Genomic DNA, 26,920 nt, shown 5'->3' on the forward strand with positions numbered 1-26,920 from the left:
GGGGCTCAGGTATTGAAGGAAATCACCAAGGGCTTGCCGAACAGACGGGCCCAGGCTTGCGCGCTGGCGCGTTGGATGGCGACGATGGATGTCCCCTTGGTCCACCAGCCGTTGCCCACAGCGAGGATGAGGTCCGGGTCATCAAGCATTGATTGCAGTACCGGCCAGACGACCAGTTGCTCGTAACAGATCAGGGGCGCAACTCGCTCGCCGGTTAGGTCGACGACCGGATTGGCGAAGAAGTGCGCCCGCGCGCCACCGCTTTGACCGAGAAGGGGGCGCCACGGCTGCCACATCGAGCCGGGAACCGGCATGCGCTCCCGATACAGCATCCGGGCGCCGCCACCCGAAAGAGCAACCAGAACATTGTCGTATCCGCGCGCATCGACGATCGCCGCGCCGGCGACAACGGTCAGGTCCGTCTCCTGCAGCGCCTGCACCCATAACCGTTCGACGGTGGGGGTCCAGAATCCAAGAGCGCTTTCGGGAAGCACGATGGTGCGTGCGCCGCGGGATGCTTGAGCCATCACCGTGGCAATCAGATCACGGTGCCTGATCATGCTGATGTCGCGGCCGAGTGAAGCGCCCAATTCGAGATCGACGCCGCGCCACGTTTCCGGTAGCGTCGGGTCGGTCCAGAATGCGGCGGACCACAGCCAAAAGCCTGAAAGCATCATCGCGACAGCTGGCCACATGCGGGTTACGAGGCCCATGAAGCCGGCTGTCGTGGCAAGAAGCCCCCACCATCCCCATCCGGGAAACAACACGCCCGCGGCGGTGATCGGATGCGCCCAGCCGATGATGCCGAATGGCGGAATGGCCATGAGCGAGGCAGCGGCGAGATAACGAAGCGCTCGAGCGCGTTCGCATCTCGTCCACAGCATTGTATGAACGCCGACAAAGCCAAGCGAGGCGCATAGCCATAGAGCCAGGCCCGGCCGAAGATCTGATGCATAGAAGGTGGCAACGCCCTGCGGCAGCCCCCGGGATGCCGCCAGGAAATAACCGGCCGAGACACATGCGGTCGTCAGTCTCGTTCGCGCAAGCGCCCAGAGAACCGGAAACATCAGCGCGATCGGAAGAGAGAGGGCGTTGCCGCTCCAAGCCACTGTTCCGGCGACGATGGACGCGGCAAGCAACAGGACTGGCTGACGGTACTTACGGTGCATTGGTGAGCACCTGCTTTGCCAGCCCGAGGATGCCCGACACGGGTAGGGGACCGAAATAGCGGGAGTCAAAGGAACCGCTAAACGGCGAATGGAGAAAGACCTGTGCCGCCGGCACGACGCCGCCGGAATCGGGCGCCATCGGCCGTCCGCTTCCATCTCGCGTCGCGACATCGGAGAATGGAACCCTCACCCCATCGACCGACACGTGAGCGCCGATTTCGACATGCTGCCCAGCAAGGGCGATAATCGTCTTGATGAGTGGCGCAACCCCGCCCGGGCAGGTCCCAAAGCGCAGATAGCCACGCTCCCTCGCCACGCGCATTGCCGGCGTCTGCGGAGGGCAGATGAAGACGAGATCGCCTGCCGCCGGTGGACGATCAAGCGCGACGATGCGCCAGAGACCAAGCGGTTCGCTCGGTGTCAGGTTGATGCGGTATCCGGCGGTGAATGCGGCGACAGCACCGCCACCAAGGACGCATGCCGCCATCAACAGGAGCGCGGCCGCATTCGCTCCTTGAGTATTTCTCAGCCGACGCATAGACATTGTTTCCGTCATTTGAGTGAGAGCCCCTGGCTCTTTGTCTGACGCAAGGTTTCCGCCTGTTTCAGCGCCACTGTCGTGCGCTCATGCGCGGCCAGCTGCTGCACCGTTCGCATCGAATTCCACGCTGATTGCACCTCGGCCTTCTGACCTGCAGTCATTCCCGTGGTGACGGCATTGAAGGTCTGGCCGTTGGCGTCTTTTGCAGCAAGGGACAAGAAGGTGCGCTCACCAAATCGCTCCGATACGGCTTTGGCAAATCCCTCCAGCTGAGCCTTGACAATCTTGTCGGCGAGCGCGAATTCAAGGCCGGCTGGCAGGTCGTTGCGGTCGATCGCGTCGCGAACCCGTTCGAGCGTCTGTTTCGCGTTCGTCGAAAGCGCCGGGATATCGACCGACACTTTCAAACGGACGGCGCGCTCTTCGACCTCGAATTTGCGCTCGGCTTCCGCCCGCTGGCGCAGATAGCGTTCAAGATTGCGCGCAAGTGCCGGGGCATTGGTCAGAGCCTTCTCGCGCTCTCGGCTGTCGGAACGGCTGGCGAAGATCCCCATCTTGCCCTTGAGCGCGCCGAACTGTTCGGGCTCCGATCCGATCTTCTGCAAGGTGGTCTTTGCGACGCTCCCATCCTTGACCATCGCGTCGACATTGACAGCCTTGAAGGCGCGCTCAGGCTCTGCGTAGATAAGATGGAAGCGACTTGAGACTTCCTCCCATTGCTTCTTCAATCCGGGATCCGCGGCGACCTTGTCCTCGATCGCCTGATCGATTGATTTGGCAAAGGTGGTGATGCCTGTGACCATCGGTCTTGCCTCCTTGATATTTGGTCGGTCGGGAGTATGCAGGGTCGCGCGGATGAGCCGGAGCTTGCCGGCAACGGCGGCAAGCCGGGCGCCGAGTTCAGCAATCCTGGTCTTCTGCCGGATGGTCCAGTCCAGCCGGTCGCGAACCAGCGTTCGGGCAACTGTAACGAGATGCATGCCGCGCGCTTCGGCGAAGGCAAGTGCCTGGCGGTAGAACGTGCCCTTGTCGTAATCGAGCGTTGTTTCCTTGGCATTTAACCGGGACAGGATCGGGATCAGCCCGCCGGCCTTGAAGAAGGATCGCCGTCCGTAATAGACACCGAGATCCTCGCGGTGACGGGTCATCGCCACGTAAGCGAGATGCCGGTCGAGCGAGAGCGATGCGAGCACCTTGACCCGGTCGACGGTCGCGCCCTGGGATTTGTGGATGGTCGTGGCATAGCCATGATCGAGGTTGTTGTAGAAGCGCTGTTCGACCGTGATCTGGCGGCGGTGTTCACCTTCGCCGATCGCTGCGACAATACGGCCGGGCGCGGCCTCGACGACCCTCGCGAGCATGCCGTTCTTGACGCCGAGCGAACCCTCGTTTTTCAGGAATACGAGCTGGTCGCCGGCGGCAAATTTCCGTTCTCCTTCTTCGGTCCTGAAGGCAAAACCCTCGGCAACAATCCCGCGCTCGACGAGTTTTGATCGCGCCAACGCGTTGAGCATGCGCACGTCACGACGAAGGTGCGCGAGGATCAGCGACGACCTGGCCGGATCATAGTCGCGGTTCCAGTCGGTGATGAGGTTTGAGACCGCGTCGGCCTTCAGCTCGGCGCCGATCAGCTTTCCGTTCGCCCGATAGGCATCGACGGCCTTGCCGACATTGCCACGGGCAAGATCGAGCGAAGCGTCGCGCATCCACTGCTCGCGCTGACGATAGATGGTTTCGAGTTCCGCATAACCGATGCGATCGGCAATGGCGCGGAAGGCGGCACCCGCCTCGATTGGCTGCAATTGTTCCGGATCGCCGATGAGAACCAGCTTGGCGCCGGCCTTCGTCACTGCTTCGACGATGAGTGCCATCTGCCGCGACGACACCATGCCGGCCTCGTCCAGCACAAAGATCGTCCTGTCATCAAACTGGTTGCGTCCCTCGTTCCAGCGAAGCTCCCAGGACGACAGCGTGCGTGAGACGATGCCCGCTTCCTTTTCGAGACCCTCGGCCGCCTTGCCCGCAAGTGCGCCGCCGACGACGCGGTAGCCTGCCAGTTCCCACGCCTCGCGCGCAGCCTTCATCATCGTCGTCTTGCCGGCGCCGGCCCGGCCGATCACGGCGGCAATCCGCTCGGCTCCCGCCACATGTTCGATCGCCGCTCTCTGCTCGTCCGACAGACGCTCGTGACGCTGGAATATCACCGCCAGCGCCGGGTTTCGAACGCCATGCGACGAACGCTCAGACAGCCAGATGGCGCGGTGAGCCATATCAGCTTCCAGGCGGATCATGTCCCGCGTCGTGTATTTGGCCGGCAATCGGGCGCCGGTGGCAAAGTCGATCCGCTCGCGCTCCAGACGGAGGGTCTGCGGGCTGTGCAGGATGCGGGCCATGAGACTCTGAAACAGGGCCGCATCGTCGATGTAACGGTGCAGGATCTTGGCGACATCCCGTTCATCGAAGACGCTTCTCTCGCGCACGATCAGGTCGAGGACGAGCTCCGGATTTCGCTGGATGCGCCGGGCGTTCTCGGCCCTGCGTGTCTCCTGCAATTCAAGACGCTCCAGTTCCGCCGGCTTCGACGCGCCGTCGCATTTCCGCTCGATCGCCTTGGTCCCGACGCCGAGATGGACGGTCGGCTCCAGAGCGAGCCCCTGCTTCTCGAACGAGCGGCCATCGACGCGAATGTCGAGACCGGCGAGCGCCAGATGCCGGTTCTGGCAGGCAAACCACCCATCGCGAAACGCGTTGAAATCATCGATGCCGCCGGCCCAGAGTTCGTAGACGATCTTGCCGGCGTCGTTGCGGACCGGTTTGCCGTCCGGCCCCAGTACCGCCACCTTCTTGGCGCCGAAACCGCCCGCTGTCAGCGGCCGCAGGGTGGTCATCAGGTGCACATGCGGATTGCCCGGCGCGTCGTGGTAGACCCAGTCGGCGACCATCCCGTTGGCCGTGATGTGCCGCGCGACGAAATCTCTCACCAGGGCGATGTTCTGTTCGGCGGTCAGTTCGAGCGGCAGGGCGATAGTCACGTCCTTGGCGAGCTGCGCATCGGACCGCTTCTCGAAATCTTCAACCCTGTTCCAGAAGGCTTCGGAGGCGCCTGACACCGAGCGATCGGCGATCATCATGCGTAGCCATTCCGGCGCGTCGGCGGGGATCACGAACTCCTCATGCAGCAGGCCCTGCTTGCGGGTGTAATCTATGGTTCGGGCTTCGCGCTCGTACTCCATCCTGGCGCAATGTCTGTACGCCGCCGACAAGACGGCGCTGCGGCCGGAGCCGCGGGCGACGACGCTGACGGAGAAATGGGGGACGGCCACGACAGAATTCTTTCCCGATTGCGAACAAAATCAAAAAGTTCGTCGGAAGCGGCCGGCCCCGCCAGGGCCCAAAGCCAAGATGTCGCGCCAGCGACGTATAATTGCGCCCTTGGAAGCCGCTCCTTTGGAACGGCCGGGATGATCCACGAAAACATTGCCGCTGGCGATTGCAGGATTCACAGTGGTGCGTTGCGCACTCCGATCGGAAAGACTGGGCTTGAAAGACACGCTTTCTCGCCAAGGAGACGAACGGACATGAAGAAACCATCCTCAAAAATCCGCGACGAAATCGCCAAGCTGCAGGAGCAGCTCAAGGCTGCCGAGACCCGTGAGGCCGAGCGCATTGGCCGGATCGCGCTCAAGGCTGGTCTCGGTGAGATCGAGCTCGACGAGACAGAGTTGCAAGCGGCTTTCGAGGAACTGGCCACGTGGTTTCGCGGCGGCCAAGGATCGCGAAAGACAGGCTCGAGCGGGAAGGAGAGGGCAGGAGCAGGTGGCGCCACGAGCGGCCAGGCCGTGGCGGTCCCGCCTGGCGCGGCTGAGAGCAGCGCTGGCGAGGCTTGAGCGAATGGCCCGCACGACCACATCCGACGCCCGCAAAAAAGACACGCGGGAAAAGATCGAGCTTGGCGGACTAATCGTCAAAGCCGGTCTTCGCTATGAGAAGCGCGCGCTGCTCTTGGGCGCATTGATTGAGCTTGGCCACCGCATCAGGGGCGACGAGACGGAACGATCTCGCCTCATTGCCATCGGCGCGGAGGCCTTCGGGAAAGCCGATGACTAGATTGATCCTCCTCATCACGCCGGCGCTGCTGATGATGTTTTCTGCCATCGGCATGACCGGGATCGAGCATTGGCTGTCCGCCTTTGGAAAGACGGAAGCCGCACGCCAGATGCTCGGCCGCGCCGGCATCGCCTCGCCGTATCTCACGGCAGCGCTCATCGGCATTGTCTTCCTGTTCGCAAGTGCCGGCGCGATCAGGATCAAGTCAGCGGGATGGGGTGTCGTCGCCGGCGGTCTTGGCGTGATCCTGATCGCCACGCTTCGCGAGACCCTGCGCTTGTTGGCATTCGTGCACCATGTGCCACGGGCCAGGTCCATTCTCACCTATGTCGATCCGGCGACGCTGATCGGAGCGGGGGCGGCGTTGATGGCGACCTGCTTTGCATGCCGCGTCGCGCTCATCGGCAACGCGGCCTTCGCCAGTTCCGAGCCCAGACGCATTCGCGGCAAGCGGGCGCTCCATGGCGAGTCCGACTGGATGAAACTGGCGGAGGCGGAAAAGCTGTTTGCAGAAGCGGGTGGTATCGTGATCGGCGAGCGATATCGTGTCGACAAGGACAGCGTCGGCTCGCAAGCGTTTCGTACCGACGATCCGGAAACATGGGGTGCCGGCGGCAAGTCACCGCTCATCTGCTTCGACGGCTCCTTCGGCTCGTCGCATGGCATCGTGTTTGCCGGCTCCGGCGGCTTCAAGACGACATCGGTGACGATCCCGACGGCGCTGAAGTGGGGCGGCTCGCTCATCGTTCTCGATCCGTCGAACGAGGTGGCGCCGATGGTAACTGCCCACCGCGCGAGCGCCGACCGCGACGTCTTCGTGCTCGACCCCAAAAACCCGGAGACCGGCTTCAACGCGCTCGACTGGATCGGGCAATTCGGCGGGACGAAGGAAGAGGATATCGCCTCGGTCGCCTCATGGATCATGAGCGATAGCGGCGGCGCGCGTGGCGTGCGCGACGACTTCTTTCGGGCATCGGCCTTGCAATTGTTGACCGCATTGATTGCCGATGTTTGCCTCTCCGGTCATACGGCCGAGAGCGAACAGACGCTGCGGCAGGTTCGCAAGAATCTCTCCGAGCCCGAGCCGCAGCTGCGCCAGCGCCTGCAGGAGATCTACGACAATTCGAACTCGGATTTCGTCAAGGAGAATGTCGCGGCCTTCGTCAACATGACGCCCGAAACCTTCTCCGGCGTCTACGCCAATGCGGTGAAGGAGACGCACTGGCTTTCCTATCCGAACTATGCAGCGCTGGTTTCGGGCACGACGTTTTCGACGAGCGATCTTGCCGCGGGCAACACCGACATTTTCATCAACATCGACCTCAAGGCGCTGGAGACGCACGCGGGCCTTGCGCGCGTCATCATTGGCGCCTTCCTCAACGCGATCTACAATCGCGATGGTGTGATGAAGGGCAGGGCGCTCTTTCTCCTCGATGAGGTGGCGCGGCTCGGCTACATGCGCATCCTGGAGACGGCACGCGACGCCGGGCGCAAATACGGCATCACGCTCGTCATGATCTATCAGTCGATCGGCCAGATGCGTGAAACCTATGGCGGTCGCGACGCCGCCAGCAAATGGTTCGAGAGCGCGAGCTGGATCAGTTTCGCGGCTATCAACGATCCCGAAACCGCAGATTACATCTCGCGTCGCTGCGGCATGACGACGGTCGAGATCGACCAGGTCAGTCGCAGTTCCCAAGCGAAAGGTTCGTCGCGCACGCGGTCGAAACAGCTCGCCGCGCGGCCGCTGATCCAGCCGCACGAAGTGCTTCGCCTGCGCGCCGACGAGCAGATCGTCTTTACCGCTGGAAACGCGCCGCTTCGGTGCGGCCGGGCGATCTGGTTCCGGCGCGACGATATGAAGGCATGCGTCGGCACGAACCGGTTTCATGCAGCCGGGAACAACGCCGCTGCCCGTGTGAACGAGCCGGCGCGGAGCGCCGCGAGCAGGGCCGGCCAGGAACAATGAAGAGTATCGGAGAAATCAGCGTGAGCGACGCCCGACGGGCGGGATTTCGGGAATTCTCGTCGTGCGAGGAGCGGGAAAAGCGCAGCCGCAGGAGCCTCAACAAAGTGGCTCGAAGAGGAGGCGGGATCGACTGCGCCCGCTCCTCACACACCGTTTTGACGGCCTGACACGTGAGCGCATCCGTAAAGGCGGATGAAACCGAGGCGAGGATAGGCTGAGGTATACGAAAGAGAGGATTGGCGAGTGGCGAAATCGAAAGTGGTTCCGATCGGAAGAACGCGGAAGTCAGGAAACGACGATCGACCTGGCGCCGCCGGCAAACCATCCCGATCGGGCCAGAGCAGCCGCCGCAGGCGACTGGCGGGACTGTTTGCGGCCGTCATCATTGCTGTCGGCGGTTGGCTTGCCTATACCGGCGCCGGCAATCTTTCCGGGTTCCTCGCACTTGCCGGGACACCGAGACCGGACCCACTGTCGGCGGCATTCTCGATCTGCAGTGAGAGCCGTCGCGTGAATTGTGTCGTCGATGGGGACACGTTCTGGTTCGAAGGGCGGAAAATTCGCATTGCCGATATCGATACGCCCGAACTCAGCCCGCCGCGCTGCGAGGCCGAAAGGATCAAAGGTGAAGCGGCAAAATTCCGCCTGCTGGCGCTGCTCAACGCCGGAAAGTTCTCGCTGTTGGCCGGGTTTCGAGACGAGGACAAATATGGACGCAAACTTCGGACCGTCACGCGAGCCGGCAAGTCGCTCGGCGGCGTTTTGGTCCAGGAGGGCCTCGCGCGGTCGTGGGATGGCGCCCGGCACGGATGGTGTCAAAGCCAGTGACGACCAATCTTCCTTTTTCCCCTGCACGGGAGAGGGATTGGGGTTTGGGGAAAGGGAGGAGGGAACCGTCCCCTTTCCCCATGGGAGGAAGTTTGAAGGAGGGGCTTGCCCTTCCTTCATGGGGTGAGATTGAGAGGGGCGGCACAGCCCCCCTTTCATAGCCGTGCCGGCCGGTCGATCCGGCTGGAACGGCTCAGACGCATGGCAAAGACCAGAGGCGGCCGGCCGCCTCTGGTCTCAACCTCAATCACCGGGGTCGAAGAACTCTTTATCCTCAAGGCCGATGTGCCATCGTTTGTCGGACCACTGGGATGGCAGGTAGATCTCGTCACCCCCGAAATGCGCAATGATGATCCTGCCTGCCTCATGGAACAAACCGAAATCGACCTTGTTCTCGATGACGAAGAGCAGCGCCGCAGACAGGAACTCTTGCGAGATGTCGCTGGGCAGATGAACTTCCGCATCGAATTGTCGACGCAAAGCTTCAAGCCAGCCCGGCTGTTGGTCGGGCGCCTCCTGGTTTTCGCCAACCGGCTGTGTGATTTGATGCTTTGTCATCAGAGTCTCCTTTTCGTTTTCTGACGAAAGGGATCCGCACCGTAGCCGTGAGGGGTCAGGGATCGCGGAACGCGGCCGCTCTGCGGCGAGCGGAGGAACCGATTTTGTCTGTGCCGCTTGCGGTGCAGGGAAAATTGGAGGGGCCGCGATGTCCTTGACGCCGGAACGGCGGGTGCAAAATGGGAGGTCAGAGAGAGATAAAACCGCGTCCTGAAAGGACGCGACCGCTTGCCAGCTTTGCGGGCCATAGGACGTACCGGCAATCTCGCTACGACGATATCTGGCATCGTCACGCTTCTTCTTGCGAGAGGATCGTAACCCGACTGGGCGGGGACCGCGTGCGGGCTCCGGTCGCAACGCGATGAGAGCCTTGCGCCTTTGGCGCCTCGCCCAGGCACCATTCTTCACGAAAATGAATCGGTCGCACCTGTAGGATTCACATATGTCGTTGGACGTGGCGGCGTGCTGTCACGATGATGATGACATGGTCAAGCAACCCTACCGTCTCTATGTCGAACGCATGGATCCGGCGAAAAACATGGCGCGTTACTACGCCATGGAGATCGGCAGGACGATGTTCGGCGAAGCGTGCCTGACCCGAAGATGGGGGCGGATCGGCAAGCGCGGGCAGGAGAAACAGCACGTGTTCGAACGGGAGGAGGAAGCGGTGCGGCTGTTCCTCGACCTGTTGAAACAAAAGCGCGCTCGCGGTTATCGGCCAAAAGCAACGTTCCGGCATTCGTTGCGTTGAGCTTCTGCACCCCTCGGTTTTTTCAAGTCGCCGAAAAGGGGCCGCCGACGCGGCCGCCCGGCGCGCGTCATGTGCGGTGATCCCAGTCGGTCTCAAAAGAAGCCTCGATCTCGACAAAGAACGGGATCTTGATCGCGAGCTTCAGGCCGAGTTTTCCCTTGCGGAAGAAATGGCAGATCACCCCGCCGAGAGCGTGGGGGCCGGCGACCGGTGGCGGCGAGGAATTGAGCGAGCTGTTGCACGATGTTTCTCCTTTCGATTTGCGGTCATCGCGGGGTGAGACCGCAGACGGATAAGGAGCGACGCACTCGAAGAGCCGAAACGAAGTGGAGGACGTGGCCGGCGGCCGAATTTTGGTCCGCGGGGAGACGCGAAAGCGTCGGGGAAAATTCTGACGCTGGCAGGTTGCGTCGCGACGATCGGGCTGCAACATCCACGATGAGAGATGACAGCAGTGTCAAAAGGAGGAAGGGGACCGGTCGCTATCGATGGTTCGTTCGCGCCTCGATCGAGTGACGCTCTTACCGACTGGACCGCGACCGCAGGAGCCACCAGGCTGAAGGCGAGGGATGAAATCCCTCATAGCCGGGACAACGGTCGATCCGGCCGACCGGCTTACATGGCAACAGATAGAACCCGCCTCAGAAGGGCGGCTCGGCTTCGACGGTTCCGTCCTGTTCGGCAAGCATCAGAGCGAGATCAGCCTGCGCGAGTTGCAGCTCCGCCTCGATCTGCCGGCGCTCGGCGGCATCAAACGCATTGTTCAGTTCAGCGCGCAATTCGGCAATTTGCTCTTCGATGGTCATCGTCTCATCTCCTTGAGTTCGTGAAAGACGACGACACTGGGCGTGCCGGAGTGGTGGGGTCAGGGATCGCGGGACGCGACCGCCAGCGGCGGCGAGGGGGAGCCGATTTTGTTGGAGCGGAGGGAACCGGAGAGGAAGCAAAATTGGGGGGACCCTCGTCCTTGAGGCCGCCGATCCGGCACGGCACAATAGGCTGATCTGAGCAGACCCTTACGGTCCGTATGGCACCGGATAAGCCGGAAGCGGGCTCAACGCCCGTTTCCGGCTTCTGAGGAAGAGCTTGGCCCCGCTCTGACGCGCGGGGCCTGCCGCATCAATCCCGGTTCGGGCGTGACCAGATCAGCTGGTAGCCGTCCTCGCCCTCGACTTCCGTCAGGGTCGCGTAGATCGGGGCCGGGAAGCTCGGGTCGTCGAGCTTGATCGAGAGGTAGTCGCGGTCAGTCTCGGTCGAGCGCTTCTGCCAGGCGGCACCCAGCTCCACGGCGCCTGCGTAGATGCGGAAGTGCGGGCCCTTGTCGGAGGGGTTTTCGACGCGGGCGATGCGTGCCTTGACATTGAGGGCGAGCGTGCGGATCGAGCCGTTAAAGCCGTTTTCAGATGCGGTGAAGATGCCGATAGTTGCCATTGCCGTAGTCCCTTTTGCTGTTTCGGGCCGCGCCCATCGCGGCCTCGATGGCAGTCGCAAAGACAGGTGACGATCGGACCGCACCCCCGGGGTCCCCGTTGCGCCTGCGCAATGGGGTGGCTTGCCGGGCCGCAATGGAATGGAGGGCGGCCGGCAGCAGCTTTGTTGATCCGCGAGGAATGAGCGCCTGGCGCTCAGGGGAAGAAAGTTGCGAAGGCCGTTGCGGGAAAACGATCGAGGCGGAGCCGCTCTCCTGTCAGACATGCCTCATCGAGCCCGCAGAGGGAGCGCCGGTGACAGGAGTAAAGGGGTTGGCAATGGCGATCCGCACATCGTCGACGACATCCCGGATATCGGCTCACAGGTGCGCCCCGTACATCACATTGCTGTTCAGCTCAGGCCGTACCACGTACCGCGGCCGGCTCCGTGAAGAGTGAGGTGTCCCTGCTCGGTCAACGCCCGGAGATGATCCTTGACCGTATTGCGGCTTGCGCCCGTGGAATTGGCCGCGTCCATAACGGTCACTCTTCCACGTTCGCGCGCCAGTTCGAGGATCGCAACGGAAAGCTCCGGCAATTCGCCCAGCAGAATGCGCTCGCGTTCGATCTTGCGTTCCAGGCGTTGTTTCTGTCGCTGCAGGCTTTTCAGGAAGAACTCGACCCATGGGTTCCAATCCTGATGATCGGTGCGGATCGTGCCTTGTGTGCGACGCAGCGCCAGATAGTAGGCCTCCTTGTTCTGCTCGACGACGCTTTCGAGAGAGCTGTAGGACACATAGGCGTAGCCGGCCCTGAGGAGAAGCAATGTGGTCAGGGCGCGGGACAGCCGGCCGTTGCCGTCCTGGAACGGATGTATCTCAAGAAAGACGACCACGAAGACGGCGATTATGAGCAAAGGATGAAAGGTCTTGTCCGTTTCGTGTTTGTGCAGCCAGGCCACGAGGTCGGCCATCCGGCCCGGGGTGTCGAAAGGAGATGCGGTTTCGAAAACAACGCCCAGGCTTCGGCCGTCTTCATCAAAGGCCTCGACATTATTGGACAATGTCTTCCAGTTTCCACGATGTCGCTCGTCCTTGGTCGAGTGGGCGAGGAGGTCTCGATGGAGTTGGCGGATGTGATTCTCATTGAGCGGGATCGTGTCGAAAGCCGAGAAGATCGTCTCCATCACGTCGGCGTAGCCTGCGACTTCCTGCTCGTCGCGGCTGCTGAACGAGCCGATGCGCAGGTTCGACAGCAACCGTTCGACTTCGCGATCGGTCAGCCTTGCCCCTTCGATGCGGGTTGACGAACCGATGCTCTCGATTGTCGCGACATGCCGCAGACTGGACAGCCGGTCGGGGGCGATACGGCCCAGCGCCCGCCAGGCACCTTTGAACTCATCGATCTCGGCGATCAGCGACAGGATCTCGGGTGTGATCCGGAGTTTCAAGAGGTCTAGTACCGGCATCCATTAAATCATCCGTTTCCATCCAAAACGGGTATGGCAGGACGGCATCCATTAATCCATCCATTTTCATCCAATAACCGAAACTTTATTGCCGGGATAAATTAGTCCAGCGCGCGCGCTCCACAGGTTTTCGCGGCATTACGGAGGGCCAGCGACACACCGCTTCCTGCTGAGGAGCGGCCCCGCTCTGACGAGCGGGGCCTGCCGGATCAATCCCGGTTCGGGCGTGACCAGATCAGCTGGTAGCCGTCCTCGCCCTCGACTTCTGTCAGGGTCGCGTAGATCGGGGCCGGGAAGCTCGGGTCGTCGAGCTTGATCGAGAGGTAGTCGCGGTCAGTCTCGGTCGAGCGCTTCTGCCAGGCGGCACCCAGCTCCACGGCGCCTGCGTAGATGCGGAAGTGCGGGCCCTTGTCGGAGGGGTTTTCGACGCGGGCGATGCGTGCCTTGACATTGAGGGCGAGCGTGCGGATCGAGCCGTTAAAGCCGTTTTCAGATGCGGTGAAGATGCCGATAGTTGCCATTGCCGTAGTCCCTTTTGCTGTTTCGGGCCGCGCCCATCGCGGCCTCGATGGCAGTCGCAAAGACAGGTGACGATCGGACCGCACCCCCGGGGTCCCCGTTGCGCCTGCGCAATGGGGTGGCTTGCCGGGCCGCAATGGAATGGAGGGCGGCCGGCAGCAGCTTTGTTGATCCGCGAGGAATGAGCGCCTGGCGCTCAGGGGAAGAAAGGTGCGAAGGCCGTTGCGGGAAAACGATCGAGGCGGAGCCGCTCTCCTGTCAGACATGCCTCATCGAGCCCGCAGAGGGAGCGGCCAGTGGCAGGGAGTAAAGGGGTTGGCGATGGCGAGCCGCACATCGTCGACGACATCCCGGATATCGGCTCACAGGTGCGCGCATTCTCCACAGCCAGTCCGGCATGCTGCTGACCTGATGCTTCGATTCCAGGACAATGGCCTGGTTGCCTCAGCCACGCGGTCGAAATATCGTTCCGCATCGTTCTGCCCAAGAGGATGCACGCCCAGAGAGGCAAAGCCGTTCATCGTTGAGATCAAGCCATCACGAGAGGCCGAAGTCCGGCCCAGAGAAGACGTCGATCTGGGCAAGGCAGACCTGAGGGCCGACAGCGACCGCTCCGTCACGCCCACCAGGATGAACCGGCCGCCCTGGACTGAGCGGCCGGCCCTGATTGATACTTGCAGCTCTCAAGCCGCCTGTCGCTCCTCGCCGTTTGCCGGCTGCAGGTCATGGAGATAGTTGACCGCGCGCTGTGCATGGGCCGCGGCGGCGAAGATGAACCGCTTCTCATGTCTGAGAATCTCGAGCCAGCTGGCAAGGTAGCTTGCGTGGTCGGGTCTCGGCTCGAGCTCCGGGACGATGCCGAGATCGGCCGCCAGAAAGCAACCGCCGAGGTCGGCGATAAGCTCTTCGTGGGCCCGAGACGCGCGATCCTTGTGATAGCGGGAGAGGTTACGATCAAGCCGCTTTTCCACGCCAACCCAATGGGTTAGCTCGTGCCCGAGCGTCGCGTAGTAACTCGGCGCATCGCGGAAACTTTCGAGCGGCGGCATTTGCACGATATCAAGAGCCGGATTGAAATAGGCCTGGTTGCCGCCGTGCCGGATCACGGCGCCGGTATTGGCAAAGAAGCTGTCCGCATGGGCGATCCGCTCCACCGGATTGATCGCCGGGGCCGGGTCGAGATAATACTGCTCGGGAAGCCCTTCGATCTGGTCGGCGCAGAACACCGTATAAGCCTTGAGGAAGGGAATTCCGCGTTCCACTTCCTCACCATGGGCATCGGTCTCCGTGCGCGTGAAGCGGCTGGCATAGACGACCGTTGCACCGCTCTCACCCTTACGCACATGGCCGCCGAGCTCGATGCTCTGCTTGAAGGTCATCCAGGTCGGCGAGACGAAGCCTCTCGAGACGGATTCCGACCACAGAAGCAGGGTATTGATGCCCTGATATGGCAGGCCGTTGTGGCGCAACGGCCGTGTGATGCGTCCCGCGGTGTTTGCCGCACTCCACGGCCTGACCCAGGGGCGCACACCAGTCTCCAGATCCGCGACGATCCGGTCGGTGATTTTTGCATAGATGTCCACGCGGGACCCGTTTTCTTTCCTGCTCATGTCCTGACCTCCATTTGAGGCCGCGCCTATCGCGGCCGTCACGCGGGGTCCGGAGCCGGGGCACCAGGCAAGCGAGCGCACCGAAGGCCGAAACGGCAGTGGAGGACAGCAAAGCCGTTGCGGCTCGGTTGCGGCCCCGGCAGGACCGACACCCGCGGCGGCCGCGATGGGAGGCCCCTGCCTTCTTCTGTCTCCTCCCCTTCCTTCCCCATCGCCGGGCGAGTGCGGCGCCGACATGGCAAAAGGCCGCCCCCGGCGGAGGCGGCCTTGATCATGGGAGGGATAGGCGAGGCCGAAGCCTCGCCTGAAGGGCTCATTCGAAGGCCGACAACTGCGCTGCGGCCGCCTTGCGATCGAGATTGTGGCCCGGGTTTTCGACCGGCCGGTCGAAGGGTTTCCAGGTCTCGCCGACGATCCCAGCGTAGGCGGCCACCGCGCCCTCGGCAGCCATCCTGAGCGCATGGGCCTGCACGCCCATGTCGGCGGCGAACTCGCGCCTGCGCTGTGCCGCACTGTCGTAACCGACGGGGCCGTCGAGGTCTTCGTCGCGGCTGTCGTTGGCGGCCTTGGCGGTGGCGTCGCGCGCCTCGGTGACGGCGCGGCTATAGAACTGGCCGGCGCCATGGGCGGAACCGACGAAAGCGCCGACGATCCGCTGCAGGTGGATCTGCATGGCCTTTTCGCCGAGGCCGTCGCTCAGAGCATTGGCCGTCTCGCCGAGGAGCCGCTCATGCAGATCGCGGATCCCGTCGCTGTCGACGATCGCGGTCCCAAAGCTCTCGGCGATCTTCAGCGCCTGGGCGCTGTCGGGGCATGTGAGGCGGACCATTTCGAGTGTGGCGCCCTTGCGGAGCTGAACGACCCGGGCGGATTGGCGATTGGTTGCGGGCTTGGCCATTTGTGTTCCTTTCAACATCCGAAGCGGTTCCGGCCCCGTGCCGGCTTGCCCTTCGGTGCGGTCGAGCCGAACCGGCGGAAGACGGACGCTTCAGGGCCCGGGCCAGCCAGGACAAGCGGAGCCGATCTGCGGGCAAGCCAGCGCGATCGCGCTTGCGAAGACGCGGCAGATCTGCTCTGCGATGAACGGCGGGCTCCGGCCGCCCCCCGGCGCGATAGCGGCCTTGAAGCGGATGGCCGCTGGTTCAGACCGCAGCAGAACCGAAGGACAAACCGGCATGGACAGGCTCAGCCCTGCTCATTGAAAGGGGACTGGCCCACGAGAAACGCTACACCTCGTCATCCACGGCGTCGGGCTTGCTTTGCGCCCGCGCCGCGGTCGCCCGCTCCGCCGAACCAGCGCTCGCCAGCCGGTACGATTGCAGCCAGGTCGGGCCATGGGAATTGCGCAGACGGCGTAGGATCCCGCCATCGTCATGGGGCGCCCCGCCCATCCAGACGTTGTTCAGAATGCTCTTCCGGCCCGAAGGTGCGATGGAGGGTCACGAGGATGGTCGACTTGCCGCCGATGTCCTCCTGATGAAGGGTAAAATATCCCGGCGACGTGTAGCTGCCGAGCTTGCGCGGCCCTTCTTTGCGGATGAGCCGGCCCTGACTGTTTCTGGTATGCCAGGCAGCGAGCTTCTTATGGAATCGCTCGGATGGGCGGGGGCTCCCGTCCGACCAAGAAACGAGTGAGCCGATCGGGGCGAGATCGAAGATCAGGGACGCAGACATGAAAGAGCTCCCGTTCTGGTTCTGCGGTTGATGGAAACGAAAGCGCCGCCGGGGCGGCCGGCGGCGTGATCTTTCGGGAAGAAGCAAAAAGGCGGCTGTTATTCCGCCGCGATGCCGTAGGCGGCCTCAAGCTCCTCTTCCGGCGCGTTGTCCGGCGCTTCGTCGACCGCGGCGTCCGTGTCAGCGCTGGCAGCGTCACCTTCGGCGGCGGCATCATCGGCGTCCGGTTCATCGGCATGGCCGATCAGATCGGCGATCTCGCGCGGGTCGGGTGCGAAGAGCGCGGCAGGGTGGATGAAAGTCACTTCGCCCTTGAAGTGCTCGACGAGTGCTGCCCGCGTGTCGCGCACACGCGGCTGCGGCTGCAGGCTGACCTCCCTGGCCGCGGTCTCCAGCGCCTGGCGCGACAGGCACAGGAGAAAGTCTTCCGTGCCCATGTTCGGAAGAAATCCGTCCGCACCGATCGCCTCGCCGGCAATGCGCGAGACGACGCCGCTGTTCGACATGCCGCGCCGGCACGACAGCACGTCGACCAGTATGGAGCGGGCCGCGACCCGCACCGTCTCCAGGTCGAAGGACAGCCGACCATCCTCGGCGAAGAGCCTTGCCCCATGACGCTTGAAGCGCTTGCGCCCGAACACGTGGTCACTGGCGCCGGAATCGACCCGGACATTCAGGCTGGCGAAGGCGAGTACGAGCAGCGCCATCAGCGTGTCGTCCTCGATCGACGCCCGGCCGAGCGCCTCGTGCAGCGCGTCGGTGCGGAAGTCGCCGATCATGTCCTGGCCCTTCTGGGTAACATCGGGGCGTGGCTTGGCGCCAGTCGCTGCGTCAGCGTCGGCGTCCGCCGACGAATTGCCGACCGAGCCTGTCCTGTCTGCGGCAGCCTTCGGTTCCGGCATACGGTAGTGGACGGTCTGCACCTTGCCCTCACGGTCGAGATACATAGCGGTGTGGTCGCCCTTGCCCGGCTTGCCATAGACACGTTCCGCCTTCTTCGGCAGTTCCGGCTGGCCCCAGCTGTTGGCCTCGATAATCGCGCCCTTCTTCGGCAGGTTCACCGTCATCCATTCCTGCTGGGCGCCGAGAAAGGCCTCGACATTGGTGGTGTAGCGGTTGTCCTCGTCGGCAGGACCGAAGAGATCCTCGGCCCATTCGATGCCATAGGCCTCACGCAGATCGTCGCCGAAACTGGCATCGCGGGCGTACATGCGGGTTTTGCTGAGCGCATTGGCGATCTGCCACCAGGCTGCGGTGTCGCCCTTCTTCGGTTTGTTGGCCTTCCAGACTTCCTTTTGCTCATCGAGCGCGGCAGCCGCGATCGTGCGCAACTGCTGTTCGTTGGGCATGTCGCCCCTGGCCATCTGCTCGAGCATGGCGGGCAGCACATTGGCGAGCAGCCTGAGCTTCCTGATCTGGCGGACCGGCAGCGCCAGCGCCACGGCAATCGCCTCCTCGGTCCAGCCGAGCGCCACCAGACGTTCGATGCCCCGCCACTGGTCGACGGGATTGAGCGGTTCGAAAGCGACATTCTCGATCATCGAGCGCATGGCGCCATTGTCATTGGCGGCGTCCGCGACCAGAACCTCGATCTCCTCGAGGCCGGCCGCGATCGCCTGGCGCACCCGCCGGTGGCCGGCCTGGATGACGAAGCCGTTGCCGCCCTCGATTTCGGGCGAGACGACGGGCGGCTGGATGATGCCGACGGACTTGACCGTCGCCAGCAACAGCGCGTCGGCCTGGGGGGAGGATTTCGAGCGGCGGGCGCCATCGGGATTGTCCTTGAGCGCGCGGGGATCGAGTTTCAGGATCTGCATGGGAAAGCTCCTCTGGTCGGTGCGGAGCGGCACGCTTGCCGCTCCTTCCTGTCTTCACTTCATTGCGAAGACACTTCCCGGACCGCGAAAGCGGGCTTTCCGGCGCAACTGCGCGCGAGCGTCCCTGCCGCGACGCGCAAGCGGGGCTATCAGCCCTGCGCGGCGCGAGCGGCCGGGATGCGGAGGGGGCGGTAGAGCGGTTACGCGTCGGCGGGAACACCGCTTTGCGACCTTCCTTCTTCCCTTCATGAATTTCTGTTTCTCCCCTCCCAATCTCTGCTACTCAGCAACAGGGCCCAAAGACCTCGTGAAAGGACCGCCTGCCTTTGAAGAACGCGCTTGCCCATGCCGAACTGATTGCCGTGCTCACTGCGGTCACGAGCGAGGCGCCGCGGGTGATGACCGTGCGCAAGGGAGAGGCGCTTGCCTCCGGGCCGCTCGAAGTGGAGCACCGCAGCCTGCAATCGGGACTTCGCGAATGGGTGGGTGAGCAGACCGGTCATCCCGTTGGCTATCTCGAACAGCTCTACGCTTTTGCCGACCGCGACCGTTCGCCGCGTGACAATGCCAGACGGACGATCTCGATCAGCTATCTCGGACTGGTGCGCGAGCAAGCCGCACCCGGCGCGGGCGCACCTGGTTGGCATGGCTGGTACGAGTATTTTCCCTGGGAAGACCACCGCGCGGGAAGACCCGGACACCTGAAAGAGATCATCGAAGGATTTGAAGGCTGGATCTCATCCGATGTCTCCCGAAGTGACCACCGGCGCAAGCGGATGAGTCTACTTTCGGCCTTAGCGGCGCATCCTGGAACGAGGAGCTTGCGCTGCAGCGCTACGAGCTCATGTACGAGGCGGGCCTGGTGGCGGAGGCGGGGCGCGGCCGGGCTCGACTGGACCTGAATAGCATGGCCCGAATAGCCCAGCTCATGCCTACTTCGTTCCCGTTCGGGATCAACGGCCCCACTAGTAAGCAACTGAACGCGACGCGCTCCCGTACGGTAACGACATTTTGGCTTCGCCCCCGTTCGGGAGCAACGCCTATTGCAATCACGCTTCGGCTCAGCTATGTTCCCGTACAGAAGCAGACATGAGCGATCCAGGCGATAAAATTCCATCTGTGACGAAGGCGACTGACGTTGCCAGGCTGCTGGCGCAATCGCCTCTGTCCGAGGCTTTGCGCGACCAGATGAAGCTGGCGGATCTTCATGCGGGAACGAAAGCTCTTCGCGACATCTCGGCCATGTCCAAAACTCTGACGGACACGCTGAAAAGCGTCGATATTCCATCGGTCAAACTGGCAACGGAGGCTTTGAAGGCCGCGACCGCCTTCAAGCTTCCAGCAGTCGAGATCCCAGACCTCGGTGTGGACACCCGGCATTTCGGGCTTCCCAAACCTCTCGCTCCCTTGCCTGGTGAACAAGAGACTGAAAGAACGAAGGCGAAGGCCGACGACAGACGGCATCATGCAACGGAAATCGTCTCGTCCGCCGACTTGGGCCATATCGTCAAAAAAGCGCGGGAAGCGCAAAAGCTTTCGCAACAGGAGTTTGCCGATCTAGCGGGCGTGGGCCGGCGTTTCATATCCGAGCTTGAGAACGGCAAGGCGACGCTTGAGTTTCAGAAGGTTCTCAAAGTCGCGCAAGCCGCCGGCATCTCGATATTCGCTGAGCCGCGATAGCCGCATGAATATGATCGCGCTCGACGTCAGGCTGGACGGGTTTGCCAATCCCATCGGCAACCTCGTGAGGGATGAAGACGGTGGATTGGCGTTCGCCTACGCGGCCAGTTATCTCGACGATCCCAATGCCTTCCCGCTTTCGCTCTCCTTTCCCCTCGGAGACGACGCTTTCGACGACAACAGGGCCCGGCCCTTTTTCGACAACCTTCTTCAGGAGCGGGACGGCGTCCTGCAGCGCGTCATGGATCGCGAGGGGCTGGCCCGCAGCGATGTCGCAGGCCTTCTCTTCTATCTCGGTAAGGATTGCGCAGGCGCGATCTCGGTGCTGCCTCTCGGAGCCCCGCCCGTCAAGGTGCCTGGCAACTACGACGTCGACTACAGGAGAATCGATGGGGATCGGCTGAACGCCATCATTGGCTCGCTGCACAGGCGTCAGCGCCTTCCGGAAGGCACCGAAGATCCGTCACCGCTCGCCGGCGTTCAAAGCAAGATCGCGGTCACGATCCTTCCCAACGGAAGCTATGCCGAACCCTTACCTGGCTCGGGCGCTCCCACTACCCACATCATCAAGGTCCCGGACCAGGAGCATCTGCAGGACCCGAGGCTGGAATTCGAAACGCTTCTGCTTTCGAGAGAGCTCGGCTTCGAGACCGCGCAGGCAAATGTCGTCAACTTCAACGGGGTAGACGCCCTGGTGATCGAGCGCTTCGACAGGCGGCTGAACGCCGAGAACAAGATCGTCAGGATCCATCAGGAAGATTTCGCCCAGGCGCTTGGCCTTCCGCCGTCTCTGAAATACGAGCGTCATGGGCGGGAAGGCCGGCGTTTTGACGCCCACGCCATAAACAGGATCCTCGATGCGACGGTCGATCCCGCTAGCGAAAAACAGCGCTTCATCGGAGCGGTCCTGTTCGACCTCATGACCGGCAATGTCGATGGTCACGCCAAGAACTTTGCGCTCCTCTACGATAGGGGGGGCCGGATCCGCGTTTCTCCGCGCTATGATCTGCTGCCGACGAGGCTCGATCCCAATCTCACCGATCTCTTTGCCTTCACAATCGGCGATGCCACAAAACTGGATGATCTCGGCTTCGGCGATTTTGCGGCATTCTTGAATGCACTGGGAATAACATCACCTGGCGCGCAAACCCGCCTCACAAAAAGCTTGACGGGAAGACTATCAAAAGGGCTCGCGGCAGAGCTGCCCCGGCTCGATCGCCTTGGCATGAAGCGCTTTGCCGACCTGATCGCGCACAATATCGATGAGCTGCTGTCTGCTTTCGAAATCCCGCCTCCCGACGGGATCAAGACGCGAGACGACTATATCGAGCGCGGTGGCGGTTGGCTGCTCGGCTCTTGAGGATTATAGCCAAACCGGAAGCGCTATCGGACTCAAGCGGCCGGAGCATGTCGCACCGCCAGCTGAGCTGACCGGGCATGCGCTGTGACGCAGAGGACAAAAAAAGAGGGCCAGCGGAGACCGCGGCCCTTGAAGTGTGAAGGTAATTAAAACCTCCAGAGGGGAACAGCTGGCGCGGCGGCACTGGGAGGAAAACCGCCATGTGCATCAGCTGCAGGCACATTGCCCGTTTTTTGATCAAAGGCAAACCAGTTATTGTGCAATGCAGCTATGCACATGCTGCACCGCATTCAAGAATGGCGAGCCGTGGTTTTCTCTCAAGCGGCCTTCACCACCGGGGCGGTATCGCCGCGCGCATCAGAGGCGAGCGCGTCTTCGATTTCCCGCAGCTGTCGGTGCTTGTCCGCCAGTTCCTCCGCAAAACCAAACGCCCCATCCTGACGCGATCGGTAGGATGCCAATCGGCGCTCGAATTCTTTCAGGCGTTGGCGATAGCGCTCCCGCTCTTGCCGGAACGCGTCGAGCACGCGCTCGAGCCGTGAAACCGCGCCAAGGGGGGTGACGGTTACCGCCAGATCGATCTCGTGGCCGGCGCCGGTGCGCTGGAGCAGGGTCTGATAGTGGTAGTGCTCGCCCCGACCGAAGCTTTCGCCACGATAGACGAGATCGAAGCCGCCGATGGCGGCGATAGGAACCTCGCCTTCTTGCTGCAGTTGCACGAGGGTGAGGATCTCCTTCATCAGCTCCCGGCCGGCATCCTTGCGCTCCGAATACGGCTTGCCCGTCACGGTCATGGTGAAGACATCTCCACTGGTCGGAACCAGCCGCTCGAGGTCCTTGCCGATCTCACCGATCCGCCGCGTCGCTGTCTCGATCTCGCGCTCGGCGTCGCGGATCTGCCGCCGCACGGCGTGGAGATCGTCCGCATGAGCGGCGCGCAGACGTTCCAGGCGGGCGATATCGGCCTCCAGACCTGCCTTCTGCATCAGCCGCTGATCGCCCGATGCAATCGCCTTGGCCATGGCGAACTGGTTGGCCTGTCCCTCGCCCAAATCGTCCAGCCGGCGGATCGAGGTGTCGCCGGAAAGCGCTGCGGCAATGAAGCGGGCCTTGCGCTCGTTGTTCTGCCACATCGTCGCGTCGAGCGAGCCTTCGGTGGCGTAGGCGAAGATATCGACCTCGTCATGCTGGTTGCCCTGGCGCACGATCCGGCCCTCGCGCTGCTCAATCTGCGACGGCAACCACGGCACGTCGAGGTGATGCAGCGCCTTCAGCCTGAGTTGCGCGTTGACCCCGGTGCCCATCGTATCGGAAGAGCCGATCAGGAAACGCACCTTGCCGGCGCGCACGTCGCCGAACAGCCGCTGCTTGGCCTCCGCCTTCCTGTAATCCTGCATGAAGGCGATTTCAGAAGCCGGCACGCCTAGGCGGACAAGCTCGCTCCTGATCCAGCGATAGGCGGAGAAACCCCTGGTCTTCTCCACGCTGATCGTGCCGAGATCGGAAAAGATCATCTGCGCCGCTCCAGGAAGCTCGAACAACATGCCGTCCGCGCGGACGTAAGTTCGCCCGGCCGTCTCTTTCCAGATGCGCAAGGCATTGGCGATCAGGCTGTTGAGCTTGTTTTGAGGCTCATTGTCATTGTCGGCGTCGACCAGCCGCAGGTCGATAGCCGCGTGCCGTCCATCGGTGATCACCGAGAGCAGGATGTCGTCGCCCGGCTTCGGCGGCCGGTCGCGTTCCTCAATCGCCTTGATGCGGGCGTCTAGCACCGTCTGAAAGCACTTGAAGGCCACGGTCGGCTTGGAAGTGACGATCTGGCGCTTGCCGGTCGAGATGTCGGGCACCTTCACGTAGCGGCGCAGGTCCTCCGGCATCACCACGTCCGCGAATGAGCGGAACATCGCAATCAGTTCCGGCACATTGACGAAGCTTGCGAAGCGCGAGACCGGCTTGTATTTGCCCGACGGTTGCAGTTCGAGCTCCGTCGTGGTGTCGCCGAAGGTCGAGGCCCAGGCATCGAATTCGTGCAGGCCCCGTTCCATCAACGCGGACTGGTCCATCAGCCTCTGCACGGTGAACATCTCGCCGAGCGTATTGGTGATCGGCGTGCCGGAGGCCAGCACCAGTGCGCGGCCGGGGTTCTTCGTCTCGATGAAGCGCGACTTCACATAGAGATCCCAGGCGCGCTGCGAGCCGTTCGGATCAACGCCCTTCAGCGTCGACATGTTGGTGGCAAATGAGAGTTTTCTGAACTCCTGCGCCTCGTCGACGATGATCTGGTCGACGCCGATTTCGGCAATCGTCAACAGATCGTCCTTGCGGGTCGAGAGTGCCTCGAGCCGCTCCTGCAGGCCCTCCTTCAGCCGTTCGAGACGCTTGCGCGAGACCCGATCGTCGCTCTCCACCTTGGTAAGCAGGGTTTCGTAAAGCTCGAGCTCGTCATGGATCATCTGCTGCTCGAAGGCGGAGGGAATGCCTATGAAGCCGAAGGCCGAGTGCGTGATGATGATCGCATCCCAGGTCGCGGTCGCCGCCCGCGACAGCAACCGCCGGCGCTTGTCCTTCGAAAAATTGGTATCGTCGGCAACCAGGATACGAGCGTTCGGATAAAGCGCCAGGAATTCGCGGGCGGCCTGCGCCAGGCAATGGCCGGGCACGACCAGCATCGCCTTGGCAACCAGCCCGAGACGGCGCTGTTCCATGACGCTGGCCGCTATACTCATCGTCTTGCCGGCGCCGACGGCATGGGCGAGATAGGTCGAACCGGCGGCGATGATCCGCCAGATGCCGCGCTTCTGGTGCGGGAAGAGGGCGAAGGCTCCGGATGCGCCCGGCAGTTTCAGATGCCCGCCGTCGAATTTGCGCGGGGCGATATTGTTGAAGCGGTCGTTATAGCCTCTTGCCAACCGGTCGGTGCGGTCGGGATCGGACCAGACCCAGCTCTGGAAGGCGGTCTTGATCTTCGTGAGCTTCTCCTTCGCTGCTTCCGTATCGATGACATTGAGCACCCGGCGTTCACTATCGCCGTCCCTCACCGTGTCGAAGATCTGCGGCACACGGCTGTTCAGCGCGTCGGCGATGAGTTCGCCGGCGTGGCGGCGATCGGTGCCCCATTCCGACGTGCCGGCCGCCATATAGCCGAGCTGCCGTGCTTCCACCGTCCATGATGCAAGCTCCGGCATGTGATGGATGCGGATCTCGACCCCCATCGTCTCGTGCACGAAGGCTGCCACGTCGGACGCGGGGATCCACGGGCTGCCGAGACGCGCGGTGATTTCCGAGGGACGGAGATCGGTGGGCTGCACTTCGGTCAGCGCCCCGACATTGCGCTCGTAGGCGGGGTCGAGCGCGGCCGCTGCCTCGGCCACCTTCAGCTTGTCGCGGACATGACCGGAGAGATAGGCGTCCGCTGTCTGCCAGGCGCCATCGGCCGGATTCTGGAAGATCGCTTGGCCGAGTTCCGAGATCACGTCATCGACGTCGCGATGGACGAACTCGGCGATATGATCGAGATCGACATACCCACGCTCGTTGAGCACCACGGCGAGCGCATCGGCAGCGGAGGTGATGACCGGCGCCGCAGGCGGCGCGATGACGCGCTCGGAAAAGATCGGGCCGGGCCTTGCGGTGTCGGTTTCCAGATCGTAGTCCTCGATCGAGGCGACGAGCCAGCAATCGGGGTCATCAAGGAACGGCTGGAGATTGGGGCGGCGATGGGCTTCGCGCACCTCTCCGGTTTCCGGGTCTTCCGCGATCGAGACCCTGGTGTGGTTGATCGGCCCGAAATCGCGCACGAAGCTCGACCAGGCGATCCGCAGGCGCACCTGCGCCTCCTTCCATGGTCGACCGAGCTCCTGGGCCTTCAGCACGTCGCGCACCGCATCGCGGATCGGGATCAGCTTGTGGATGATGCGGACATGCTTTTCCGGAAATCCATCGGCGCTGCGTCCCTTGCGCAGCTTGATCTCAGCGGCTTCGCCGTCGACCATTTGCATCAGACCATGCCTGACATCGATGAAGAAGCTGCCTTCGCGGACCTGCTCGGATCGGGGGCAGAGATCGACGGTCTCGCTGAGTTCATGCTCAAGATCGATGTCGATTTCGGCCGGCTCGCCGTCGTAGCGGTCTTCCGGAAGACGGGAGATGGCTGCGTTCAGGGCCGTTTCAAGATCGACACCGTCACGGGGATGGCAGGTATAGGTCTCGCCGAACGGCCCCGCAGTCAGGGCGTGGTCGCCGAGCACGAAGTCGGGATGGCTCGCGAACCAGCGATTCACGCGGATCGCGCCCTCGTCCTCGGTTACCCCCCGCACTTCCTCAAGGTCGAGCCATGACAAGTCACCCTCGGCTTCTCCAACCTTGCGCTTGCGGAAGAACAGGATGTCGACCACGACGTCCGTGCCGGCGTCGCGGCGGAAGCTGCCTTCGGGCAGGCGTATCGCCGCGATCAGGTCGGCGGATCCGGCGATATGCGCGCGGGCGGTTGGGTCCGCCTTGTCCATCGTGCCGGAACTGGTGACGAAAGCCGCAAAGGCGCCGGGCTTCAGCAGGTCGATCGACCGGGCGATGAAATAGTCGTGCAGACGAAGACCGAGCGCGCGATAGGCGCGGTCCGAACGCACGGTACGATCAGAAAACGGCGGATTGCCGACGGCCAAGTCGAAGCTTGCGGGCAAGTCGGTGCGGCCGAAATCGCCGGTGACGATCCGCGCGTACGGCTGCAACAGCCGGGCAATGCGTGCGGTCACCGGATCGAGCTCGATGCCGGTGACATGCGACGCGCCACGCAAGCTCTCCGGCATCAACGCCGGAAACAGGCCCGTGCCGACGCCGGGTTCCAGAACGCGGCCACCGCGCCAGCCCATGCGTTGCAGGCCGCTCCAGCTCGACCGGACGATGAATTCCGGCGTGAAATGTGCATACTGCGTGCAGCGCGCAAGAGAGGCATGGTCGGCCTCGCCGACGGCGTCTTCCAGATCCACAGCAATGTCGCTCCAGCCCTCGCGGAACGCGGTTTCGCCGGGGCGGCGGAAGAGGCTATTGGCGAGATCGGAGGCGCCGAACCCTGTGAACCGGATCAATCGCTCCTGCTCGTCGCGCGTGGCCGGGCGGTTGTCCGCCTCGATTTCGCCGGCGAGTCGGATCGCGGCGATATTGTCCCGGGCGCGATCCTTCCAGCCATGTGCGAGACCACGGTCGCCTTCGAGATAGAAGTTGGAGGGCTTTTGCTGATCTCGAACGCATGGCCGTTTTGACGGTGCGGGAAGGGCAGGGGACGGTGCCGGCGGGGTCGGCGGGGTCGGCTCCGGATCGTCGTCATTGGCGACCGGTTTCATGCTGTCGGAAGCGGTAAAGCCGATTCCGAAGCCTGCGGACAAGGTGGTGCCGCCAAACATGTCGAGGGTGAAAGCATCGTTGCTCATGGAGAGATTCCTTTGCTGTAGATCGCAGTCCGGT

Annotated in this window: 21 protein-coding genes and 1 pseudogene; 8 read left to right on the forward strand and 14 right to left on the reverse strand. The window is 62.9% G+C overall.

The genetic code is table 11. From position 1 onward, the window contains the following. Nucleotides 1-5 precede the first annotated feature (5 nt). Genes OLZ32_RS21615 through traA form a run of 3 tightly spaced genes read right to left on the reverse strand, consistent with a single transcriptional unit; the run spans nucleotide 6 to nucleotide 5,033 of the window. Nucleotides 6-1,169 carry a conjugal transfer protein TraB gene (locus tag OLZ32_RS21615; protein ID WP_264396646.1) on the reverse strand — a complete coding sequence of 388 codons (1,164 nt, stop codon included), beginning with the start codon at nucleotides 1,167-1,169 and terminating at the stop codon, nucleotides 6-8. Next, nucleotides 1,159-1,707, reverse strand: a complete 549-nt coding sequence (gene traF, locus OLZ32_RS21620) for a conjugative transfer signal peptidase TraF (protein ID WP_373694588.1) — start codon at nucleotides 1,705-1,707, stop codon at nucleotides 1,159-1,161. The genes OLZ32_RS21615 and traF overlap by 11 nt, the downstream gene beginning before the upstream one ends. Before the next feature lie 14 nt (nucleotides 1,708-1,721). Then, complete coding sequence (gene traA, locus OLZ32_RS21625) at nucleotides 1,722-5,033, reverse strand: Ti-type conjugative transfer relaxase TraA (protein WP_264396647.1); 3,312 nt, start codon at nucleotides 5,031-5,033, stop codon at nucleotides 1,722-1,724. 255 nt (nucleotides 5,034-5,288) lie between these two features. Here traA and traC point away from each other — a divergent pair, with 255 nt between their 5' ends. The 4 genes from traC to OLZ32_RS21645 all read left to right on the forward strand — a co-directional run bounded on the left by traC (nucleotide 5,289) and on the right by OLZ32_RS21645 (nucleotide 8,614). Further along, nucleotides 5,289-5,597, forward strand: a complete 309-nt coding sequence (gene traC / locus OLZ32_RS21630; protein WP_264396648.1) for a conjugal transfer protein TraC — start codon at nucleotides 5,289-5,291, stop codon at nucleotides 5,595-5,597. Between the two features lie 4 nt (nucleotides 5,598-5,601). After that, nucleotides 5,602-5,817, forward strand: a complete 216-nt coding sequence (gene traD / locus OLZ32_RS21635) for a type IV conjugative transfer system coupling protein TraD (RefSeq protein WP_264396649.1) — start codon at nucleotides 5,602-5,604, stop codon at nucleotides 5,815-5,817. After that, nucleotides 5,810-7,786, forward strand: coding sequence for a Ti-type conjugative transfer system protein TraG (gene traG / locus OLZ32_RS21640; protein ID WP_264396650.1), 1,977 nt, complete (start codon nucleotides 5,810-5,812; stop codon nucleotides 7,784-7,786). The genes traD and traG overlap by 8 nt, the downstream gene beginning before the upstream one ends. Before the next feature lie 366 nt (nucleotides 7,787-8,152). Beyond that, nucleotides 8,153-8,614: a thermonuclease family protein gene (locus tag OLZ32_RS21645; protein ID WP_406648744.1), complete on the forward strand. Its 462-nt coding sequence runs from the start codon at nucleotides 8,153-8,155 to the stop codon at nucleotides 8,612-8,614. A gap of 243 nt (nucleotides 8,615-8,857) precedes the next feature. Here OLZ32_RS21645 and OLZ32_RS21650 read toward each other — a convergent pair whose 3' ends face one another. Beyond that, the gene (locus tag OLZ32_RS21650; protein ID WP_264396652.1) at nucleotides 8,858-9,172 is read right to left on the reverse strand and encodes a hypothetical protein; all 315 of its coding nucleotides are present in this window, start codon (nucleotides 9,170-9,172) and stop codon (nucleotides 8,858-8,860) included. 442 nt (nucleotides 9,173-9,614) lie between these two features. Here OLZ32_RS21650 and OLZ32_RS21655 point away from each other — a divergent pair, with 442 nt between their 5' ends. Then, the gene (locus tag OLZ32_RS21655; protein WP_264396653.1) at nucleotides 9,615-9,923 is read left to right on the forward strand and encodes a WGR domain-containing protein; all 309 of its coding nucleotides are present in this window, start codon (nucleotides 9,615-9,617) and stop codon (nucleotides 9,921-9,923) included. A 67-nt stretch (nucleotides 9,924-9,990) separates the two neighbouring features. Here OLZ32_RS21655 and OLZ32_RS21660 read toward each other — a convergent pair whose 3' ends face one another. From OLZ32_RS21660 to OLZ32_RS21700, 9 genes are all read right to left on the reverse strand, one after another. Beyond that, nucleotides 9,991-10,356, reverse strand: coding sequence for a hypothetical protein (locus OLZ32_RS21660; protein ID WP_264396654.1), 366 nt, complete (start codon nucleotides 10,354-10,356; stop codon nucleotides 9,991-9,993). A 208-nt stretch (nucleotides 10,357-10,564) separates the two neighbouring features. Then, entirely contained in the window at nucleotides 10,565-10,729 is a 165-nt protein-coding gene (locus tag OLZ32_RS21665) for a hypothetical protein (RefSeq protein ID WP_264396655.1), read from the reverse strand. A gap of 313 nt (nucleotides 10,730-11,042) precedes the next feature. Beyond that, nucleotides 11,043-11,354, reverse strand: coding sequence for a DUF736 domain-containing protein (locus tag OLZ32_RS21670; protein ID WP_264396658.1), 312 nt, complete (start codon nucleotides 11,352-11,354; stop codon nucleotides 11,043-11,045). A 390-nt stretch (nucleotides 11,355-11,744) separates the two neighbouring features. Continuing rightward, nucleotides 11,745-12,800, reverse strand: a complete 1,056-nt coding sequence (locus tag OLZ32_RS21675; RefSeq protein ID WP_264396657.1) for a Fic family protein — start codon at nucleotides 12,798-12,800, stop codon at nucleotides 11,745-11,747. A gap of 209 nt (nucleotides 12,801-13,009) precedes the next feature. After that, complete coding sequence (locus tag OLZ32_RS21680; protein ID WP_264396658.1) at nucleotides 13,010-13,321, reverse strand: DUF736 domain-containing protein; 312 nt, start codon at nucleotides 13,319-13,321, stop codon at nucleotides 13,010-13,012. A 681-nt stretch (nucleotides 13,322-14,002) separates the two neighbouring features. Further along, nucleotides 14,003-14,929 (reverse strand): ArdC family protein, encoded by a 927-nt coding sequence (locus tag OLZ32_RS21685; protein WP_264396659.1) that lies wholly within the window; start codon nucleotides 14,927-14,929, stop codon nucleotides 14,003-14,005. A 313-nt stretch (nucleotides 14,930-15,242) separates the two neighbouring features. Continuing rightward, a complete protein-coding gene (locus OLZ32_RS21690; protein WP_264396660.1) occupies nucleotides 15,243-15,827 on the reverse strand; it encodes a hypothetical protein in 585 nt (194 codons plus the stop codon). A gap of 473 nt (nucleotides 15,828-16,300) precedes the next feature. Next, nucleotides 16,301-16,603 (reverse strand): hypothetical protein, encoded by a 303-nt coding sequence (locus OLZ32_RS21695; RefSeq protein WP_319641126.1) that lies wholly within the window; start codon nucleotides 16,601-16,603, stop codon nucleotides 16,301-16,303. 98 nt (nucleotides 16,604-16,701) lie between these two features. Next, nucleotides 16,702-18,420, reverse strand: a complete 1,719-nt coding sequence (locus tag OLZ32_RS21700) for a ParB N-terminal domain-containing protein (RefSeq protein ID WP_264396661.1) — start codon at nucleotides 18,418-18,420, stop codon at nucleotides 16,702-16,704. Nucleotides 18,421-18,746: 326 nt separating this feature from the next. Between OLZ32_RS21700 and OLZ32_RS21705 the strand changes: the two are divergent. The 3 genes and pseudogenes from OLZ32_RS21705 to OLZ32_RS21715 all read left to right on the forward strand — a co-directional run. Continuing rightward, nucleotides 18,747-19,303: pseudogene (locus OLZ32_RS21705) on the forward strand (hypothetical protein); the annotation flags it as partial. A 305-nt stretch (nucleotides 19,304-19,608) separates the two neighbouring features. Continuing rightward, complete coding sequence (locus tag OLZ32_RS21710; protein WP_264422405.1) at nucleotides 19,609-20,100, forward strand: helix-turn-helix transcriptional regulator; 492 nt, start codon at nucleotides 19,609-19,611, stop codon at nucleotides 20,098-20,100. 4 nt (nucleotides 20,101-20,104) lie between these two features. Continuing rightward, nucleotides 20,105-21,460: a HipA domain-containing protein gene (locus tag OLZ32_RS21715; RefSeq protein ID WP_264396663.1), complete on the forward strand. Its 1,356-nt coding sequence runs from the start codon at nucleotides 20,105-20,107 to the stop codon at nucleotides 21,458-21,460. Between the two features lie 317 nt (nucleotides 21,461-21,777). Here OLZ32_RS21715 and OLZ32_RS21720 read toward each other — a convergent pair whose 3' ends face one another. After that, entirely contained in the window at nucleotides 21,778-26,886 is a 5,109-nt protein-coding gene (locus tag OLZ32_RS21720; protein WP_264422407.1) for a helicase-related protein, read from the reverse strand. Nucleotides 26,887-26,920: the final 34 nt, after the last annotated feature.

It is taken from the genome of Rhizobium acaciae, assembly GCF_025941625.1.
GTDB classification, from domain to species: Bacteria; Pseudomonadota; Alphaproteobacteria; order Rhizobiales; family Rhizobiaceae; genus Rhizobium; species Rhizobium acaciae.

What these genes read in the sequence shown, in the direction of transcription:
- OLZ32_RS21615 (WP_264396646.1), bottom strand. Translation starts at nt 1,169, where the DNA reads ATGCACCGTAAGTACCGTCAGCCAGTCCTGTTGCTTGCCGCGTCCATC.
- traF (WP_373694588.1), bottom strand. Translation starts at nt 1,707, where the DNA reads ATGCGTCGGCTGAGAAATACTCAAGGAGCGAATGCGGCCGCGCTCCTG.
- traC (WP_264396648.1), top strand. Translation starts at nt 5,289, where the DNA reads ATGAAGAAACCATCCTCAAAAATCCGCGACGAAATCGCCAAGCTGCAG.
- traD (WP_264396649.1), top strand. Translation starts at nt 5,602, where the DNA reads ATGGCCCGCACGACCACATCCGACGCCCGCAAAAAAGACACGCGGGAA.
- traG (WP_264396650.1), top strand. Translation starts at nt 5,810, where the DNA reads ATGACTAGATTGATCCTCCTCATCACGCCGGCGCTGCTGATGATGTTT.
- OLZ32_RS21650 (WP_264396652.1), bottom strand. Translation starts at nt 9,172, where the DNA reads ATGACAAAGCATCAAATCACACAGCCGGTTGGCGAAAACCAGGAGGCG.
- OLZ32_RS21655 (WP_264396653.1), top strand. Translation starts at nt 9,615, where the DNA reads ATGTCGTTGGACGTGGCGGCGTGCTGTCACGATGATGATGACATGGTC.
- OLZ32_RS21660 (WP_264396654.1), bottom strand. Translation starts at nt 10,356, where the DNA reads ATGTTGCAGCCCGATCGTCGCGACGCAACCTGCCAGCGTCAGAATTTT.
- OLZ32_RS21665 (WP_264396655.1), bottom strand. Translation starts at nt 10,729, where the DNA reads ATGACCATCGAAGAGCAAATTGCCGAATTGCGCGCTGAACTGAACAAT.
- OLZ32_RS21670 (WP_264396658.1), bottom strand. Translation starts at nt 11,354, where the DNA reads ATGGCAACTATCGGCATCTTCACCGCATCTGAAAACGGCTTTAACGGC.
- OLZ32_RS21675 (WP_264396657.1), bottom strand. Translation starts at nt 12,800, where the DNA reads ATGCCGGTACTAGACCTCTTGAAACTCCGGATCACACCCGAGATCCTG.
- OLZ32_RS21680 (WP_264396658.1), bottom strand. Translation starts at nt 13,321, where the DNA reads ATGGCAACTATCGGCATCTTCACCGCATCTGAAAACGGCTTTAACGGC.
- OLZ32_RS21685 (WP_264396659.1), bottom strand. Translation starts at nt 14,929, where the DNA reads ATGAGCAGGAAAGAAAACGGGTCCCGCGTGGACATCTATGCAAAAATC.
- OLZ32_RS21690 (WP_264396660.1), bottom strand. Translation starts at nt 15,827, where the DNA reads ATGGCCAAGCCCGCAACCAATCGCCAATCCGCCCGGGTCGTTCAGCTC.
- OLZ32_RS21695 (WP_319641126.1), bottom strand. Translation starts at nt 16,603, where the DNA reads ATGTCTGCGTCCCTGATCTTCGATCTCGCCCCGATCGGCTCACTCGTT.
- OLZ32_RS21700 (WP_264396661.1), bottom strand. Translation starts at nt 18,420, where the DNA reads ATGCAGATCCTGAAACTCGATCCCCGCGCGCTCAAGGACAATCCCGAT.
- OLZ32_RS21710 (WP_264422405.1), top strand. Translation starts at nt 19,609, where the DNA reads ATGAAGCTGGCGGATCTTCATGCGGGAACGAAAGCTCTTCGCGACATC.
- OLZ32_RS21715 (WP_264396663.1), top strand. Translation starts at nt 20,105, where the DNA reads ATGAATATGATCGCGCTCGACGTCAGGCTGGACGGGTTTGCCAATCCC.
- OLZ32_RS21720 (WP_264422407.1), bottom strand. Translation starts at nt 26,886, where the DNA reads ATGAGCAACGATGCTTTCACCCTCGACATGTTTGGCGGCACCACCTTG.